We start from the raw sequence: 14,628 nt of genomic DNA on the forward strand, positions 1-14,628 counted from the left end.
GAATCCTTATCTTAGGCTTCATAATAGCTGCCTCAAGGGTGATTTTACCTGATTTCTGGTAAGACCATGTCCCATTTACGAAGTGGGACATGGTCTTACTCGATTTATTTATAACGCTTGAGCAATTGTATTATAACAAATGGATTATATATTTCCTATTGAAACTTTACCCCTATCCACCGCTTGTCAGCCGCATATATTTTCTATCCTGTATATCCACATACTCCCACGCGTGGAGAGTTAACAACAGGAAGGAGCATATCTTCGCCGCATTTGTGGCTGTTTGCACAGTCTTTACAAAGCCATCCCTCACCAGACCAGCTGCATGAAGCACAGACTTTCACAGCAGCTTTGCCGCAATTACTGCACGATATTAAAGGAGATTCGTTTCTAGCTAAAATTTGAATAGGTTTATCTTTTATTTCGCTCTCTTCTTCCGAAATGACCTTCAGCAAAAGATGTGTAGTTGACCCAAAATCATACTCATGACGAAACTTCAGACCTGGACGGAGTACCATATCTAACTTAATGTTCATACTCCTGTCCTCATATTCCTCCATCGGGCTTGATGAGTATGTTTTTCCTTCAATTGTGAACATGCTTAAATGTCCGCAACATTCAAGCCAAATATCTCTAAGAAAAGCGTCTATATCTTCTAAGGTTGCGCTTGAGAATGCCTTGAGGTGCAGCCAATAATCAGATTGATACTTTCCCTCAACTAAAATGTGAAGTTTCTTTGTTTTCTGCAGCTTTTGTGTATCTGTTTTTAAGTTATCTCTGTTTTTACCGCAAGACCTAAGGTGTCTAGTCATTTCTTTTTTAGTAAAAACTCCTTTGCAAATATTGCATTTTCCATTTAACATCGGCTTCGCAATCTGGTTTTCCATGTTAATATCTCCTTCTTTTATTTTGTCAGTTAGATATGAAGTTATTATAACCTTCTTTTTAGGATTATAGCCCATGAAATCGGTTTTGTCATAAATTTAAATGGTAGCAGCTACCATTTAACTACCATTTAACACATTACATTTTCAAGACATGGAAAAAGCCCGCTTCATGGAAAATGAAACGGGCTTTTAACCTTACGCATAATAATAATAATAATTTTTATTACTATTCTTCTTCACCTGTAATGATCTTACCGGTGTTATCTGCTGCGGTACCTGTTGACTCGCCAGCACCAACTGCCATATTCCCGGTACTGTCACAGAAACCTTTAAGACATTCTCCTGTCGTTTTACCAGCTCCGACAAGAACTTCACCGGTTGTTCTTCCGACACCTTCTACAACAATGCCAAACTCTCTTAAGAATCCGGTAAAAATATTACCCGCTGTTTCCCCAGCTCCTGTTACTGTATTTCCCGCACCACCAAGATTTCTATTCATGTCGGGTTCACTGTATCCGTCGCAACTTTGATTGTACGGTTTCATAAGCTCAGGTTTTTCGGTAGAGCTTACCGGTACCTCTTCAACGACATACATTGTCTCCTCAGTAACCGAACACGGTGTTTCCACGATTGTTTCTTCTACAAATGTTGACTCAGTTTGTTCAGGAGTCCACTCTGTTGTCGCCTGCTCATATCCTCCTGCACATACCTGCTGCGCAAAGACAAGAATAAATGCAAGTATTGCAATACCACTAATACTATTTCTCATATAAATTCCTCCTTACCTCATAAAATGTTATTGATCGCCTTTAATAGTATCCGCACTATCATCAGCAAATCCTTTACTTGAGTCACTTGCACCTTTTATCATGCGTCCTGTACTATCTGCCATCCCTTTACCGGCCTTAACTGCTGTTTTACCAGCACCGACAATAACATCACCTGATGTTTGGGCAAATCCTTCAACGATTTCTCCGCTTTCTCTCAAAGCACCTTTTGTTACTCTACCTGTTGTGCTCCCTGCATCTCTTGTAGTTTGACCTGCTTCCCCAAGCTCTTGATTCAACTTAGCTTCATCATAACCGACCTTTTTATCTTGTGTAGTATCTGAGCTACATGAACTGCTTCCTGCAAAAACAAGTGATGCACAGACAAAGACTGAAACCACTGCAACAAAAACTGATAATAGCACCTTCATAACGCCTCCTCTTTAAATGTTCACAACTCTTTATTTGATAATATTATTTCTATACCCTATTAAATGTTTACTCACCTATTGTAAACATCGTCTCTCTGAGGCAGTTTCGCGTCATACCAAGGACTAAGTACTACAGCCTTCTTTACAGCGTGCCACCGGGCGAAGCATATATTTTTTCATATTCACCCTCCTTTCCGCATAGTATTAACATATAGTCATTGATTGATTTTCGTGAAGTAATTCTAGCACAGATATCATAATTACACAACAAACTTTCACCAAACATTTATTCAAGATAAAGTGGATTTGAAAAAATCCACGGCTTCTTATCCTTATATACCTCAACGCGATAATACCCCTTATACTGCGGAGTGTAATCAAGACGTACTCCATCCAATTTTCTTATCACCTTCCCGTTACTAATTAACCTAATGTGTGAGCGCTTATTCACTTCTACAATAATTTTGTCGCCTTTCATTAGTTTCAAAATACTTCCTACCGGAAACTCCTTTTCTCCCCTCTTTAGATAAAACAAAAACCCTTCAGGAAAACCAAACAAATCAAATGAAATATAAAAACAACCTTTGCGGAATGCCTCTATAATACTTTTCTTATCAAAAGACGGGACATTAACATGACAGCTAACTGTTCTTAACATGATATCGTATGAGTCAAACTCAAAACCCGGCAACCCATGTCTTTCATGCGCGTCGGTGCTGCCAATCGCAATTGTTTTTCTTTCCTTAAGCAGTTCATCCCATTTTTGTATTGCCTCTGGCGAGACCTTAGCAGTTGATCTAAAAAAATCGTCCGGTGAATGAATAATGCTTTTTATTCCAAGCCAAATAGGATTTTCTTTAATAATATTTGCCTGAGTATTATAGAGCTCTATACCGTTAAATCCGGTAACATCCCAGTCCTTCCATGAATACTCACGCGCAAAAGGGTGTGCAACACATACTAACCCATTTTGTTTTTTTACCTCGTTTATTATCTCACGTGGACTACGCGACACGATGGGCTTTTCAATCCCCCACACAAGCAAATGTCCCACAGGTGTCGTGACTTCTTCTCCTATAAGAACAAGCACATCCCCATAAAACCCTTCCTTCCCGTCTTCCAGAGTCTTCAACGTATCGTGGTCTGTAATCAGTATAAAATCAAGACCCGCTTTTCGCGCACTACTAACGATATCATCTATGCTATTAGGGTTTTGAGGATATTTGGAATGAATATGAAGAGCACCTTTAAGCTCATATAAACCGGCATATGGCATATGTTTCGTTTTTAAGCGTTCGGTTTTTTTACTCAGTATTTTAAGCGTGCTGCAGCCACTGACACATATGCATACAAGAACGACAAAAACCCATATATTTTTTGTTACACGATACATTCGCATATCAAGCTTCTCTCTATGCTAAAACGTGTTATATGAAATAATTTCATTACAGCTTTTGCGCCGGTCAAGGTCCGTTTTGAAAACAGTTTCATCAACCGGATACCCTACAGTCATCATAGATACAATTTTTACATTGTCCGGCGCACGCACAATACTTTTTACCTCTTGTTCGTTAAATGCGCCAATCCAGCAACTTCCCAACCCTTCACTACGGGCGGCAATACTCATATGATCAAGAGCAATCGCAATATCAACATCAATGCTATTGCCGTCCCCTCCCATATTTTTATACGCAAGCTCTGGATACCCGCAGCCAACGACAATCACCGCTGCTTTCCCTATCCATTCTTTTCCTTTACAGGCATAAACAATCCGGTCTTTTACTTTTCCTTCCGTCACAAATACAAATTTCCACGGTTGGGCATTTACCGCTGAGGGCGCAACACGTAATGATCCTATTAAACGTTTTAGCGTTTCTTCAGTTATTGGAGTATCAGCGTACTCCCGGACACTTCTTCTCGTATAAAGCGCATCATATACATCCATTTAAACCTCCCATGTTAAGCTATAAGTTATAAGCTGTAAGCTTTATGCTATAAAAAAATACTATATTTAAAAACGTATAATATACCTCATTAAAACAAAACTATATTTTGCAGGTCCCCGTATTTATTGGACACACATCACATCGAGGCTTGGGTTTACAAACATTTTTTCCAAGCATTACAATTTGGGCGTGATAATCATTATACACACGTATTCTTTTAGGGATATTATTCATAAAAAACTTTTGAATATCATCATAGGACTCTGTTCCTTCCAGCAATCCTTTCCGAGAAAATATCCGTCTCGTATATGCATCAACAACGAATACTTTCTTTTTTCCCGCATAGAGAAGAATAGAGTCAGCAGTCTCAGGACCAATACCGTTAACATGTAAGAGCTCTTTTCTTAAGCTGTCGGTATCACGCATAAACATTCTGCCTAATTTCCCATGATAACAGGTAAATAAATACTCTATAAAGGCTTTTATCCTTTTTGCTTTAATATTGTAATACCCGCTTGGCCGAATCAATTCAGCAAGTTTTTGTTCTGAAATATTTTTGATTTTATGCGGCGAAAGCACTTTTTTGCACGCGAGATTACAAATTGCTTTTTCAACATTGATCCATGCGGTATTTTGCGTGAGTATCGCCCCGATTATGATCTCAAATGCACTTTCACCAGGCCACCATTTTTGGTAACCGTAATGATCATATAGTTTTTGGTATATGTTCATTAATTGCTTTTCGCACAAAGTCATATTCATCCTCTTTTTTGTTTTACATCTTCCATTTTTACCCTTATCATCATAGAATAAAAATGAAGTTTTATCAAACTTGTTATAATAAAAACGTGCGACACAACACACAATGAGGGGTGCTATGTTGAAATACATTTTAAGTATACTGTTACTGCTGGTTTTTGTCACTCATGCCTGTGGTATGACAAAAAAACCTGAAGGACGTACAATGAGCAGAAAACAGCAAGAAAAACTTAAGAAAGCAAAAAAAGAACTGTACGAATACCCTAAAGCAAGCGCTGTCGTTGCAGACAAATTCTATGAACAGGGACAGTTTTTCGAAGAAGAAGGATTGTACGATGAAGCTATTGCGCAATATAAACACGCTCTTGCTTTAAAACCCCCTTTCAGCGATATGGTCCACTACACTTTAGGGATACTTTATTACAACCATGATCTTCTCGAACTTGCAGCAGACCACCTTTATAAATCAATTATATTAAATCCAGATAATGTTCAAACTCATTACTGGTTTGGTCTCACACTGGCAGAGCTAAGAGAATACCGTGAAGCTATTCAAGAGTTTGAGACTGTTATCAGCATCAATCCACATTTCTACGAATGTTATTACTGGATCGCTCTTATTTATGAAAAAACCATGACAAACAACGTCAAAGCCGTTGATTTCTATAGAAAATATCTTATGCTCGATCCACGCGGAAAAAAAGCAGACGCTGCACGTACATCGTTAGAGAACCTCGGCGCTGAACAAACAATTGCTCCTGTGAAACAACTGCCGCCACCGATAATCGATACTGCGCCCATCAGTCTCGACGAATACGAAAAAACGATTTCTCAACCATCAACCGATATAGAGGAAGAAACAGTAGAGTTAGCCCCTGTTCCGTCTCCTGCTCCAGCCATTAAAAAAGGAGAGGTCAGTATAGCTACACCTCCTATTGTGATAGGAGACAAGACGCATACCGCACAAGAAGGAGAAACGCTCCGGATCATAGCGGGATATGATGAAATATACAATGATTCCACTAAATGGCGTACATTGCGAGATGCAAACAAAAACGTGTTAGACAACAGCTTAGATATTGAGCCGGGTACAGTTTTACGCATTCCAAAAATTGATACCGTGGCATTAAACAAAAACGTTTCCGACCCATCAATACAGTCATATCACACAATTTCTAAAGGAGAAACATTATGGATCATTGCAGGATATGATGAGATCTATAATGACGACACAAAGTGGCCACTCCTTTATAGTGCAAATAAAGATACGCTTGAAGGTAAAAAGACAAACCTACATGAAGGAATCGTAATCACCGTACCAAAACCAACAGAAGCGGCACTTAAAACTATTGAAAAGAAAAAGATAATAGAGAAAAAAAAGAAGACACTCTCACTGCCAGAACCACAAAAACTATTCAAAAAGGTCACCGATGCCATTTCTTCTGCCGCTAAAGCAGTAGTCACCGCAATTCCAAAACTTACGGAAAAGAAAATGACCCTTGTTGAAAATAAAATAAAGAAAGAACCAGCGAAAATACCTACTACGACAAAAACTATTGTTCCGAAAAGCACGCCAAAACCCGTTACCCCTGTAATTTCAAAAAAGGCAGCACAGACACCAATAGTAAATACTAAAAAGAAAGAAACTTATACAATAAATGAATTTATTGAAAGCACACAAGTAAAAGAAGCCCCTTCTACAATTAATAAGCCGATACAAAGAAAATCGATTACACCTACAAAAGCACTGAAAAAGACTCCAAAGAAAAAAACAGTAATAACAAAAAAACCCGTTCAGAAAACGAGGATAACGCCTGCAAGAAAACCGGTAAAAAAGACCACAGAAAAGTTGCCCTCTAAGAAAATAAGAAAACCTCAAAAAGCTACACCACGTTATACTATTAAAAAGAAAACCTCATCACAATCAACGAGAACTACCTTTGTGGAAAAAACCCTTCAGGAAAAACAAAAAGTGGTGCATTCAAAACAAAGGAAAGTAAAACCAAAAGTTAAGGCTCGCATAAAGATTAAGGCAATAACTAGTGATGATAATGGCAACACAATAAAAATAACGACATTTGGCCCTAAAGGCAAGATTAAAGAAGAAATCGTCACAGATACAAATGAATCAACAAAGAAGTAACGTTTTTTATCTAACAGTAATTATAATCTAACCCACTTTTCTTACGTGGATATCGTTTAACACATCTTTATCAATGGCGATTGTAGTTTGGCCAATTTGCAAAACAAATGCCGGACGAGTTTGATGCACTTTTACTAAAGTGCCTGGAAAAAAACCGAATGATGTTAACTTATCCATACGACTGTGATCTTTCGTAGAAATATAAACAATTTTACCCCTTTCACCGGCATTTAACTCAGGGAGGCTAACAACAATACGCTTCACTTCCATTTCAGCTCTTTTGCAACATTCACCGGGAGGAATTTCTTTCCCGTGAGGACATTGAGTAGGATGCCCTAGAAGAGTACATATTGCTTCTGCTACTTCCGGGGGAACAGTGTGCTCAAAATCACAGGCGGCTTCCTCTTGATTTTTATCGCTAATATCTAATACATCTAATAGACGTTCCGCTAACCGATGACATCGAATGATACGTGTGGCAACTTTTTGGCCTGTATCGGTAAAGGATATTTTTCCGCCTTGAATGCGAATATATCCCTCTTGCTCAATCTTTGCCAGATCTGCCTCTCCTAACTTATATTCTCTTATTAAATCTTCAACAAGCACTTCGCCTGAATCAGATTTACGCAATATTGTTTCAAGAATTTCTTCAATTATTTTAATGTCCATATACCCCCTCTTGCAAAATATGCAGCTACACGTTCACGTGCCGCAATGTCTCTATATAATTTCTTTCCTATCCTATAGGCGAATATTGAAATAAACAAGTATAAACCGAACAATGCCGCCAACCATAATAGCATAGGGAATAATAAAACCAAGTATGGCAAATGCTCTCTTAATACCTTGTTCTTTAATAATAACAAGCAGATTTGCAATACACGGAACAAACAGCGTAATAACGACCATGCTTACCACGATCTGCACATGTGATAGTTCGCCTGCTTTCTCCAATGACAAAAGACCTGCAGCACCATAATCTCTGCGAAAGAATCCGATAAGAAATGCTTCCGTTGCTTTAGCCGGCAAACCAAGAAAAGTAACGATTATAGGTTTTGCTAATTGTTCAATTTTTCTTAACACCCCTACCTTATCAAGAACAAATAAGATAGCAGCACCGAGCATAAAGATAGGCACCGCTTCAGTAAGATACCACTTCACCCTGCTGGCCGTTTTCTTTAGTATATTTGATAATTTCGGCACACGCATCGGAGGTATTTCAACTATAAAATCAGACGTTTTCCCCGGAAGAATCTTTGCCGCACAATAACCGACAATAAAGAGCTGTGTCAACACAACGATAAATACGAAAACTAACGCCTTAATAGATACAGCACTGAGCATTGCCATAATAACTCCAAGCTGGGCAGAACACGGTATACCGAGCGCAAGAAGAAATGTTGCAATTATCCGTTCACGTTTTGTATCTAAGATTCTTGTTGTCAAAGTCGCCATAGTAACACATCCTAATCCCAGAACCATAGGAAGTATCGCTTTACCGTTCAGACCGATTTTCTTAAACATCTTATTTGACATTATAGTAAGTCTTGGAAGATACCCCGAATCCTCTAAAATACCAAAGAACAGAAAAAAGAAAGCAACAATAGGAAGAACTATCGCTAAAGCATAGGTAAGCCCCATATTAATGATCCCATACCCTGTATAACCAGCCGGAGCTCCTGTATAAGTACCAATAAAAAATTCCTGCACAATCTGAAATGGAATATATCTAAGAATATAATGTGAAACAAAAGGCAATATATTTTCATTAAACACTTTTCCCTCAAGAAAATCAACGGAGACTCCCGCACCAAGAACCCCGACAATAATATACATAAGGAAAAGAACAACAATAAGCACGGGAATACCATACAGCGGTGACATTGCTATTTTCCCTATTGTATCTCTGAGCGCGGATTTCTTCTCTTGACGCACTTGTTCAACTTCTTTTACGATTGCATCAACAGCTCTTTTCCGTTTCACGGTAATCACATAACTAAGCGGCTGTGAATATTTCTGCTCGGTTTCTTTAACGATCTCTTTAATTCTACCTATCAGCTCATGTTCAATACCTTTGGAAAGCAAATATTCCTCAATCGTAATATCCCCCGAAAGAGCGGACAGACCTACAAAACGTTTATCAACCCCGATATCAGGAATAATATCTGATAGTTGCCTCAGCGCATGCTCTATCTTGTCTCCATAATCTACCCTATAATTCGAATTCTGTGCTTTGTGCACCATTTGAATTAATCGTGATATTCCTTTCTTTTCAATAGCGACCGTTGGGACAGTGTGGACACCCACCATTTCTTGAAGCCGCTTATGATCAATATGTACCCCTCTTTGCTCAGCCTCGTCCATCATGTTAAGCGCCAGCACAAAAGGTATCCCCATCTCAATAAGCTGGATAGTGATAAATAATCCTCGGTATATGTTTTTCGCGTCTGCAACCTGGACAACAGCATCAGGGGTCTCTTCAAGTAAAATATCTCTGGCAACCCGTTCATCCTCAGACTTTGGTATAAGAGATATCACTCCGGGAGAATCAATAATAACATCACGCTCTCGATCAAAGTTTGATAGTCCCTCAGTAATTTCAACTGTCGTTCCCGGATAATTAGATACCGCAACATATTTACCTGTTAACGTATTAAATATGACGCTTTTGCCCACGTTGGGATTACCAACAAGCACAATCTTCTTTTTTTTCTTAAGATCTATTTCAATTTTTGCACTCATAATATTTATATAGCTGCCAATCAATTTTATTTTCCGCCTCATTCATGCACTTATCTCAACATAAAATAAGGGGGAATTACAGGTTTGTCATATACATTTGTGTTCTTTAATCATATACCACAAATGCTAAAAAAAAGAAATGAAAGGATAAAAACATATATAGATTTATACATTATTTATTACCCTAACAAGATCCTTTATTTTTACCGGTTTTTCTAAGTATATGTGCCCATTACATTCTTCAGCGCTCACTCCTACCCCGGTAAAATAAATAATGGGTACGCTTTTTGTCAGGATATCCTTCTCTAGTTCTTTGACTATTTCTGGTCCAGTAAGATATGGCATTATAACATCGATCAATATAACATCTGGGACTTGCTTATTGACACATTTTTTCCATTTTCTACTGTCTGTACATATACGAACATGAAACTCGCCTACTGCTTCAAGATTCTTTTTGACCATTTCACATAGATCAACTTCATCATCGATTATAAGTATGTTCTTTATCATTATCGATTCCTCTTAATAAGCGGAAATATTATTTTTACGGTAGTTCCTTTGCACGCTTCGCTTTCAATCACTAATTCACCATTATACTTGCTTACGAGCTTTTTCGATATCGGCAGACCAAGTCCTGTTCCGCTTCTATCCCTTTTTGTAGTAAAAAATGGCTCATATAGCCTCTTCATATTTTCTTTAGATATCCCTTCTCCGGTATCTCTAACTTCAATAACAAACGCATTTTTTCCTTTTATATAAACACAATTATATACTAAATATGTATGTATCCTTATTTTTCCTCCCCGTTGCATCGAATCAGCAGCGTTAATAAAAATGTTCAAGAGTACCTGTTGTATCTGATTCTTGTCGACTTTTATCATATGGGCCCCTCGCTCATAGCGGGTAAGTACTTGTATATTTTTAAAAGATACTCTACATCGAAATAGTGATAGTGTCCGCTCTACAAGTTCTTCAGGATTGATTCTTTGAGCTTTTAGTTCTGTCGGTCGTGCAAACTGCAGCAAATCATGTAAAATACCGTTTGCTCGTAACGTCGCCTCTTCAGCTTTTGCAAGCGTAGCTCTCAAATCTTTATTAGATTTTGGCATTTTCATATCAAGATATTCGATCGCGCCTAAGATGATCCCCAGCGGATTTTTTATCTCATGAGCAATACCGGTCGAAAACCGCCCCAAAGCAGCAAGTTTCTCGGTTTGCACCAGTATGTTTTGTGTTTCTTTGAGCTGTACGTACGCCTCTTTTAATTTTTCTTCTGCTTTCTTGCGTTCAGTAATATCACGCACAATAGCAAAAACATATTCCTTTTTTGCAATCATCACATACTTAACATTTATTTCAACCGGAAAAGATACGCCATCACTTTTTCTGTGCATACTTTCCAATACCATTTTTTTCTTTCTTCGCAAATCGCTTACGTGCTTTCTCCACATATGCATCTTATAAACAACAGCATCTATATCAATTACCCTGAGTTCTTTAAGTTTTTCAGGGGCATACTCAAGACATCGGCATGCTTCATTGTTTACATCAAGAATCCTACTTGTTGTAGGATCGATCACATAACAGGCATCGTTCGAATTATCAACCAGATCACGAAACAACTGCAATCGCTTTTCAACTCTCTTGCTATTGGTTATATCATTCCCCACGCATAATATGGTGGTAAATTCACCCTCAACAACATCAGCAGGCTGATTGGTCCATGACACCCAAACACGCTCACCGTTTTTCTTTATATTCTCATTTAAGTGATTATTGTACTTTTTAGGATTATTACAAATATCTGTAATGAGCCCCGCAAGGTCTATGCCTCCTGTCTCTTTCTTGGGGACTATAGTTCCCAGAACAGATTTACCCATTATTTCCTTTGCCTTAAAGCCAAAGAATTTTTCTGAAAACTTGTTCCAGAATATAACACGGCCTTTTCTATCCATTTTGAGAATGATACTGTTTGCAGTTTCCACAAGCACATGATATCGTTCCTCGCTCTTTCTTAATGTGTTTTCAGCATTTCTTTTTTCCGTAACGTCCTCAACCATCTCAATCGCTGCAACAATTTGCCCTAGATTGTTCCGTATGGGCGTTGACACTACCCGATAATGCGTAATACTATCGCCGTCTGGTGTTGAAGAAACTGCCTCATGACGCTTTCCGTCTTTTAAGGTTTTATGTGTGGGACAATAGCTGCAAATATGTTTTGATGGCGGTTTGTTAAAAGATTTATAGCACACAGGTTTTTTTGCCGGATCAATATCGGGAAACCACTTTTTCATTTGCTTGTTAAGAGTTAGGATCTCCATGTCAGGACTGATAACAGCGACACCTAACCCGATGTTATCAACAACATTTCTGTATTTCTCTTCAGACTGTTTTAACTCTTCCTCTGAAGACCTTATATTGCTTAAATCGTTAAGGGTCGTTATTATATGTGATACCTTAGATCCTGAGAAATATGGAATCTTCTCTACCTCTATAATCGTTGTTCTTTTCCCGATAGTTAAAACGTCTTCTGAAATAATTTTCTTACCGGATGTAAACACCGTACGATATTCTTGGCGTATCTTCGGAGTAATAAAAGAAAACAGTTCGTATAGTTTTTTCCCAACAGGCTTATTTTCTCGCAGGCCATAGCCTTTGATAATTTTTATAAGGGATTTGTTGACATATACAACACGATAATTTTTATCAATAATATAGACTGGAAAACCTATGAGATCGACTATGTTCGGGAAAGTGTTCTGTGAAAAAGAGTCTTCATTTTTCTTTTTTCCCATAATGACCTTTTAACTATACATATATTAAGCAGTGTTAAACCACTCCCAATGAATCACATCTTTAAGAGCTCTTTTTTTGGCAACAGAAAGATCAAAATCTTTACTTGGCCTACCTAGTGAAATAAGGCTAATTAATTTATATTCTGAAGGCACTTTTAAAAGAACACTTATTTCGCTTGTGTATGGTTTCTTATCTCCGGCAACCCAACATGATCCAATACCAAGAGATGCTGCCGCCACAAGAATATTTTCTGTCGCAGCACATCCATCCTCCAGATAATATTTTGTATCGCGGCAATAAACTGCAATACATGCTTTTGCTTGCGCGATAAACTTCCCATATTCAGCTATCTCAGCAATCTTCTTGAGAATATCCGTGTTAGTAACAACGATAAACTCCCAGGGCTGAACCCCACGTGCGGTAGGCGCATATCTAGCAGCTTCTATTATGCTCTCTATTTCTTCACGTGTAACGGGCACACCGCTATATTTCCGCACGCTTCTTCTTTTTTTTATTATTTCAATACAGTTCATTTATTCTTTTTTCTTTCCGAACGGAAAAATATCTTTAATTTTATCAGCCGCATCATCCATCATATCTTTTGCGCCTGCTGCAGCTTCTTTTGTCTTATCTCCAAGACTTGTATCCGAATCAAATGTTTTACTAGTCACGCCTTTCATGGAATCTCCAAGATTTCCGGTAAGATCCATTGCCTTTGAAGAGTAGTCTTTCATAAGCGTTTTTGCCTTTTCAATGGTTTGGGCGGTCTTGCCTTTCAATGGCCCGAGATCAAAATCTGCCAGGTTAGCAATACTTGTATTCACTAACGCTTTAAAAACGATCAGGCTAATAAGCTTATATGGATCATCGATATCCTCATAGCGCTCATCGATATTCACGTTTACTTCAACAACTTTAGGTGGTGTTCCTTTAGAGTAATCGATATATTTTACTTTTCCGATCTTAAGCACCAACTCGTCGATTCTTATATCTGGCATTTTTGCTTCCTTCTTATCTTCAGGAGTATCTTTTTTCTCTTCAACTGCTTTTACCGCAGTTATTGAATCAAGGTTGAGCTCACCTTTTTCATTCTTAACAACAATAAATTCTTTCAGATTAAGCCGTATTGACTCAACGTGTATCTTTTTCTTCAGAAGTGCCTCCAAGTATAAATCCACATAGATTTCCGGCATATCCATCATAAGTCTCTCTTTAAACTGAGGAGGATTGAAAAGCTTGAGTTCTTTAATACCTAATGAAGTTCCCATTAGACTGATATTTATCTTCTCAACATCAAGAGTCAAGCCAGTCATGGCGTTTACACCTTTTTTAACAGCATTTTTTATCAGAAAATCTTTTGCAACAAAAATAACTACCACCAGCACAACTACAATGAGTAATAATTTTTTCATCCTTCTATCCCCTCTTTTTATGATTTATACCTGTTTACTATTTATAACTTTTTCTGTGTCGCCTCACCGCCGGGCTGAATAACCGTTAACCGTTTAAGCGTAAACTTATATATTATAACTTTTCCTGAGAGCCCAAGTTTAAAATGGGCATGTTTCTTCTGTGTACGCACCCCCTCAGCGATACGCTGAACAGAAAGGCGGAGTTCTTTCTCACGCACTGCCTGAACTAATGTTTCATACAGCTTCCCTTTTTCCATAATAACAATACGCCCCACCATCTTGTATCCTGTTAAACTTTTAATATCCATGCCGGCTATTGATGCGAGAGGGTTTTCGCGAAGATTATCTAATGTCTTACCAAAAGCATAATCAATCAAATATATTGTTTTATCTTCTTGCTTAAGAAAAAATTTCGGTGCAACATTAGGGGTACCTTTTAGATCGCTTGTTGCAAGAAAGACAAATTCTTTTTTTACGAAATAATCTTGAAGATTTATAATGTCCATATATGCACCATACCAATCACTACACCGAGCGTTTACACACTTACTATTATCATAACTGCGTGTAATATTAACATATTATAGAAGAAATATCCCCTAATTTATCTACAATACAACGATTCCGCAACAATACGCATAAGGTATGATTTTAAGCTTAATTAGAGGTTTTTAAACAAAGGGTCATATTCGCGAAAGGATTTCGCTTAAAAAATTGGATTACAAAAGACGATTATATCTAC

Annotated in this window: 14 protein-coding genes; 1 reads left to right on the plus strand and 13 read right to left on the minus strand. The window is 37.9% G+C overall.

Annotated elements, in window-relative coordinates; genetic code table 11:
• Positions 1 to 203: 203 nt before the first annotated feature.
• The 6 genes from P9M13_08495 to P9M13_08520 form a co-directional block, all read right to left on the minus strand.
• Positions 204 to 887 carry a hypothetical protein gene (locus P9M13_08495; GenBank protein MDP8263327.1) on the minus strand — a complete coding sequence of 228 codons (684 nt, stop codon included), beginning with the start codon at positions 885 to 887 and terminating at the stop codon, positions 204 to 206.
• 226 nt (positions 888 to 1,113) lie between these two features.
• A complete protein-coding gene (locus tag P9M13_08500; protein ID MDP8263328.1) occupies positions 1,114 to 1,656 on the minus strand; it encodes a hypothetical protein in 543 nt (180 codons plus the stop codon).
• A 27-nt stretch (positions 1,657 to 1,683) separates the two neighbouring features.
• A complete protein-coding gene (locus P9M13_08505; GenBank protein ID MDP8263329.1) occupies positions 1,684 to 2,085 on the minus strand; it encodes a hypothetical protein in 402 nt (133 codons plus the stop codon).
• Positions 2,086 to 2,371: 286 nt separating this feature from the next.
• Complete coding sequence (locus tag P9M13_08510; GenBank protein MDP8263330.1) at positions 2,372 to 3,484, minus strand: CehA/McbA family metallohydrolase; 1,113 nt, start codon at positions 3,482 to 3,484, stop codon at positions 2,372 to 2,374.
• Between the two features lie 18 nt (positions 3,485 to 3,502).
• The gene (locus P9M13_08515) at positions 3,503 to 4,030 is read right to left on the minus strand and encodes a nitroreductase family protein (GenBank protein ID MDP8263331.1); all 528 of its coding nucleotides are present in this window, start codon (positions 4,028 to 4,030) and stop codon (positions 3,503 to 3,505) included.
• A gap of 100 nt (positions 4,031 to 4,130) precedes the next feature.
• Entirely contained in the window at positions 4,131 to 4,787 is a 657-nt protein-coding gene (locus P9M13_08520; GenBank protein ID MDP8263332.1) for an endonuclease III domain-containing protein, read from the minus strand.
• 121 nt (positions 4,788 to 4,908) lie between these two features.
• Here P9M13_08520 and P9M13_08525 point away from each other — a divergent pair, with 121 nt between their 5' ends.
• On the plus strand, positions 4,909 to 6,933 hold the full coding sequence (locus P9M13_08525) for a LysM peptidoglycan-binding domain-containing protein (protein MDP8263333.1): 2,025 nt from the start codon (positions 4,909 to 4,911) through the stop codon (positions 6,931 to 6,933).
• Positions 6,934 to 6,960: 27 nt separating this feature from the next.
• On the opposite strand, the gene P9M13_08530 is transcribed toward P9M13_08525, so the two are convergent.
• The 7 genes from P9M13_08530 to P9M13_08560 all read right to left on the minus strand — a co-directional run bounded on the left by P9M13_08530 (position 6,961) and on the right by P9M13_08560 (position 14,392).
• Complete coding sequence (locus P9M13_08530; protein ID MDP8263334.1) at positions 6,961 to 7,602, minus strand: metal-dependent transcriptional regulator; 642 nt, start codon at positions 7,600 to 7,602, stop codon at positions 6,961 to 6,963.
• 72 nt (positions 7,603 to 7,674) lie between these two features.
• Positions 7,675 to 9,717 (minus strand): ferrous iron transport protein B, encoded by a 2,043-nt coding sequence (gene feoB / locus P9M13_08535; GenBank protein ID MDP8263335.1) that lies wholly within the window; start codon positions 9,715 to 9,717, stop codon positions 7,675 to 7,677.
• Between the two features lie 123 nt (positions 9,718 to 9,840).
• A complete protein-coding gene (locus P9M13_08540) occupies positions 9,841 to 10,188 on the minus strand; it encodes a response regulator (protein ID MDP8263336.1) in 348 nt (115 codons plus the stop codon).
• Complete coding sequence (locus tag P9M13_08545; GenBank protein ID MDP8263337.1) at positions 10,188 to 12,473, minus strand: PAS domain S-box protein; 2,286 nt, start codon at positions 12,471 to 12,473, stop codon at positions 10,188 to 10,190. The genes P9M13_08540 and P9M13_08545 overlap by 1 nt, the downstream gene beginning before the upstream one ends.
• A gap of 24 nt (positions 12,474 to 12,497) precedes the next feature.
• Positions 12,498 to 13,007, minus strand: coding sequence for a nitroreductase family protein (locus tag P9M13_08550; protein MDP8263338.1), 510 nt, complete (start codon positions 13,005 to 13,007; stop codon positions 12,498 to 12,500).
• A complete protein-coding gene (locus P9M13_08555) occupies positions 13,008 to 13,886 on the minus strand; it encodes an AsmA family protein (GenBank protein ID MDP8263339.1) in 879 nt (292 codons plus the stop codon).
• A 41-nt stretch (positions 13,887 to 13,927) separates the two neighbouring features.
• The gene (locus P9M13_08560; GenBank protein ID MDP8263340.1) at positions 13,928 to 14,392 is read right to left on the minus strand and encodes a pyridoxamine 5'-phosphate oxidase family protein; all 465 of its coding nucleotides are present in this window, start codon (positions 14,390 to 14,392) and stop codon (positions 13,928 to 13,930) included.
• Positions 14,393 to 14,628: the final 236 nt, after the last annotated feature.

Origin of the sequence: Candidatus Ancaeobacter aquaticus (genome assembly GCA_030765405.1) — a bacterium.
GTDB classification, from domain to species: domain Bacteria; phylum Auribacterota; class Ancaeobacteria; order Ancaeobacterales; family Ancaeobacteraceae; genus Ancaeobacter; species Ancaeobacter aquaticus.

Bases quoted from the DNA above. Each gene is read 5' to 3' on its own strand.
- P9M13_08495 (MDP8263327.1), bottom strand. From the start codon at position 887: ATGGAAAACCAGATTGCGAAGCCGATGTTAAATGGAAAATGCAATATT.
- P9M13_08500 (MDP8263328.1), bottom strand. From the start codon at position 1,656: ATGAGAAATAGTATTAGTGGTATTGCAATACTTGCATTTATTCTTGTC.
- P9M13_08505 (MDP8263329.1), bottom strand. From the start codon at position 2,085: ATGAAGGTGCTATTATCAGTTTTTGTTGCAGTGGTTTCAGTCTTTGTC.
- P9M13_08510 (MDP8263330.1), bottom strand. From the start codon at position 3,484: ATGCGAATGTATCGTGTAACAAAAAATATATGGGTTTTTGTCGTTCTT.
- P9M13_08515 (MDP8263331.1), bottom strand. From the start codon at position 4,030: ATGGATGTATATGATGCGCTTTATACGAGAAGAAGTGTCCGGGAGTAC.
- P9M13_08520 (MDP8263332.1), bottom strand. From the start codon at position 4,787: ATGACTTTGTGCGAAAAGCAATTAATGAACATATACCAAAAACTATAT.
- P9M13_08525 (MDP8263333.1), top strand. From the start codon at position 4,909: ATGTTGAAATACATTTTAAGTATACTGTTACTGCTGGTTTTTGTCACT.
- P9M13_08530 (MDP8263334.1), bottom strand. From the start codon at position 7,602: ATGGACATTAAAATAATTGAAGAAATTCTTGAAACAATATTGCGTAAA.
- feoB (MDP8263335.1), bottom strand. From the start codon at position 9,717: ATGAGGCGGAAAATAAAATTGATTGGCAGCTATATAAATATTATGAGT.
- P9M13_08540 (MDP8263336.1), bottom strand. From the start codon at position 10,188: ATGATAAAGAACATACTTATAATCGATGATGAAGTTGATCTATGTGAA.
- P9M13_08545 (MDP8263337.1), bottom strand. From the start codon at position 12,473: ATGGGAAAAAAGAAAAATGAAGACTCTTTTTCACAGAACACTTTCCCG.
- P9M13_08550 (MDP8263338.1), bottom strand. From the start codon at position 13,007: ATGAACTGTATTGAAATAATAAAAAAAAGAAGAAGCGTGCGGAAATAT.
- P9M13_08555 (MDP8263339.1), bottom strand. From the start codon at position 13,886: ATGAAAAAATTATTACTCATTGTAGTTGTGCTGGTGGTAGTTATTTTT.
- P9M13_08560 (MDP8263340.1), bottom strand. From the start codon at position 14,392: ATGGACATTATAAATCTTCAAGATTATTTCGTAAAAAAAGAATTTGTC.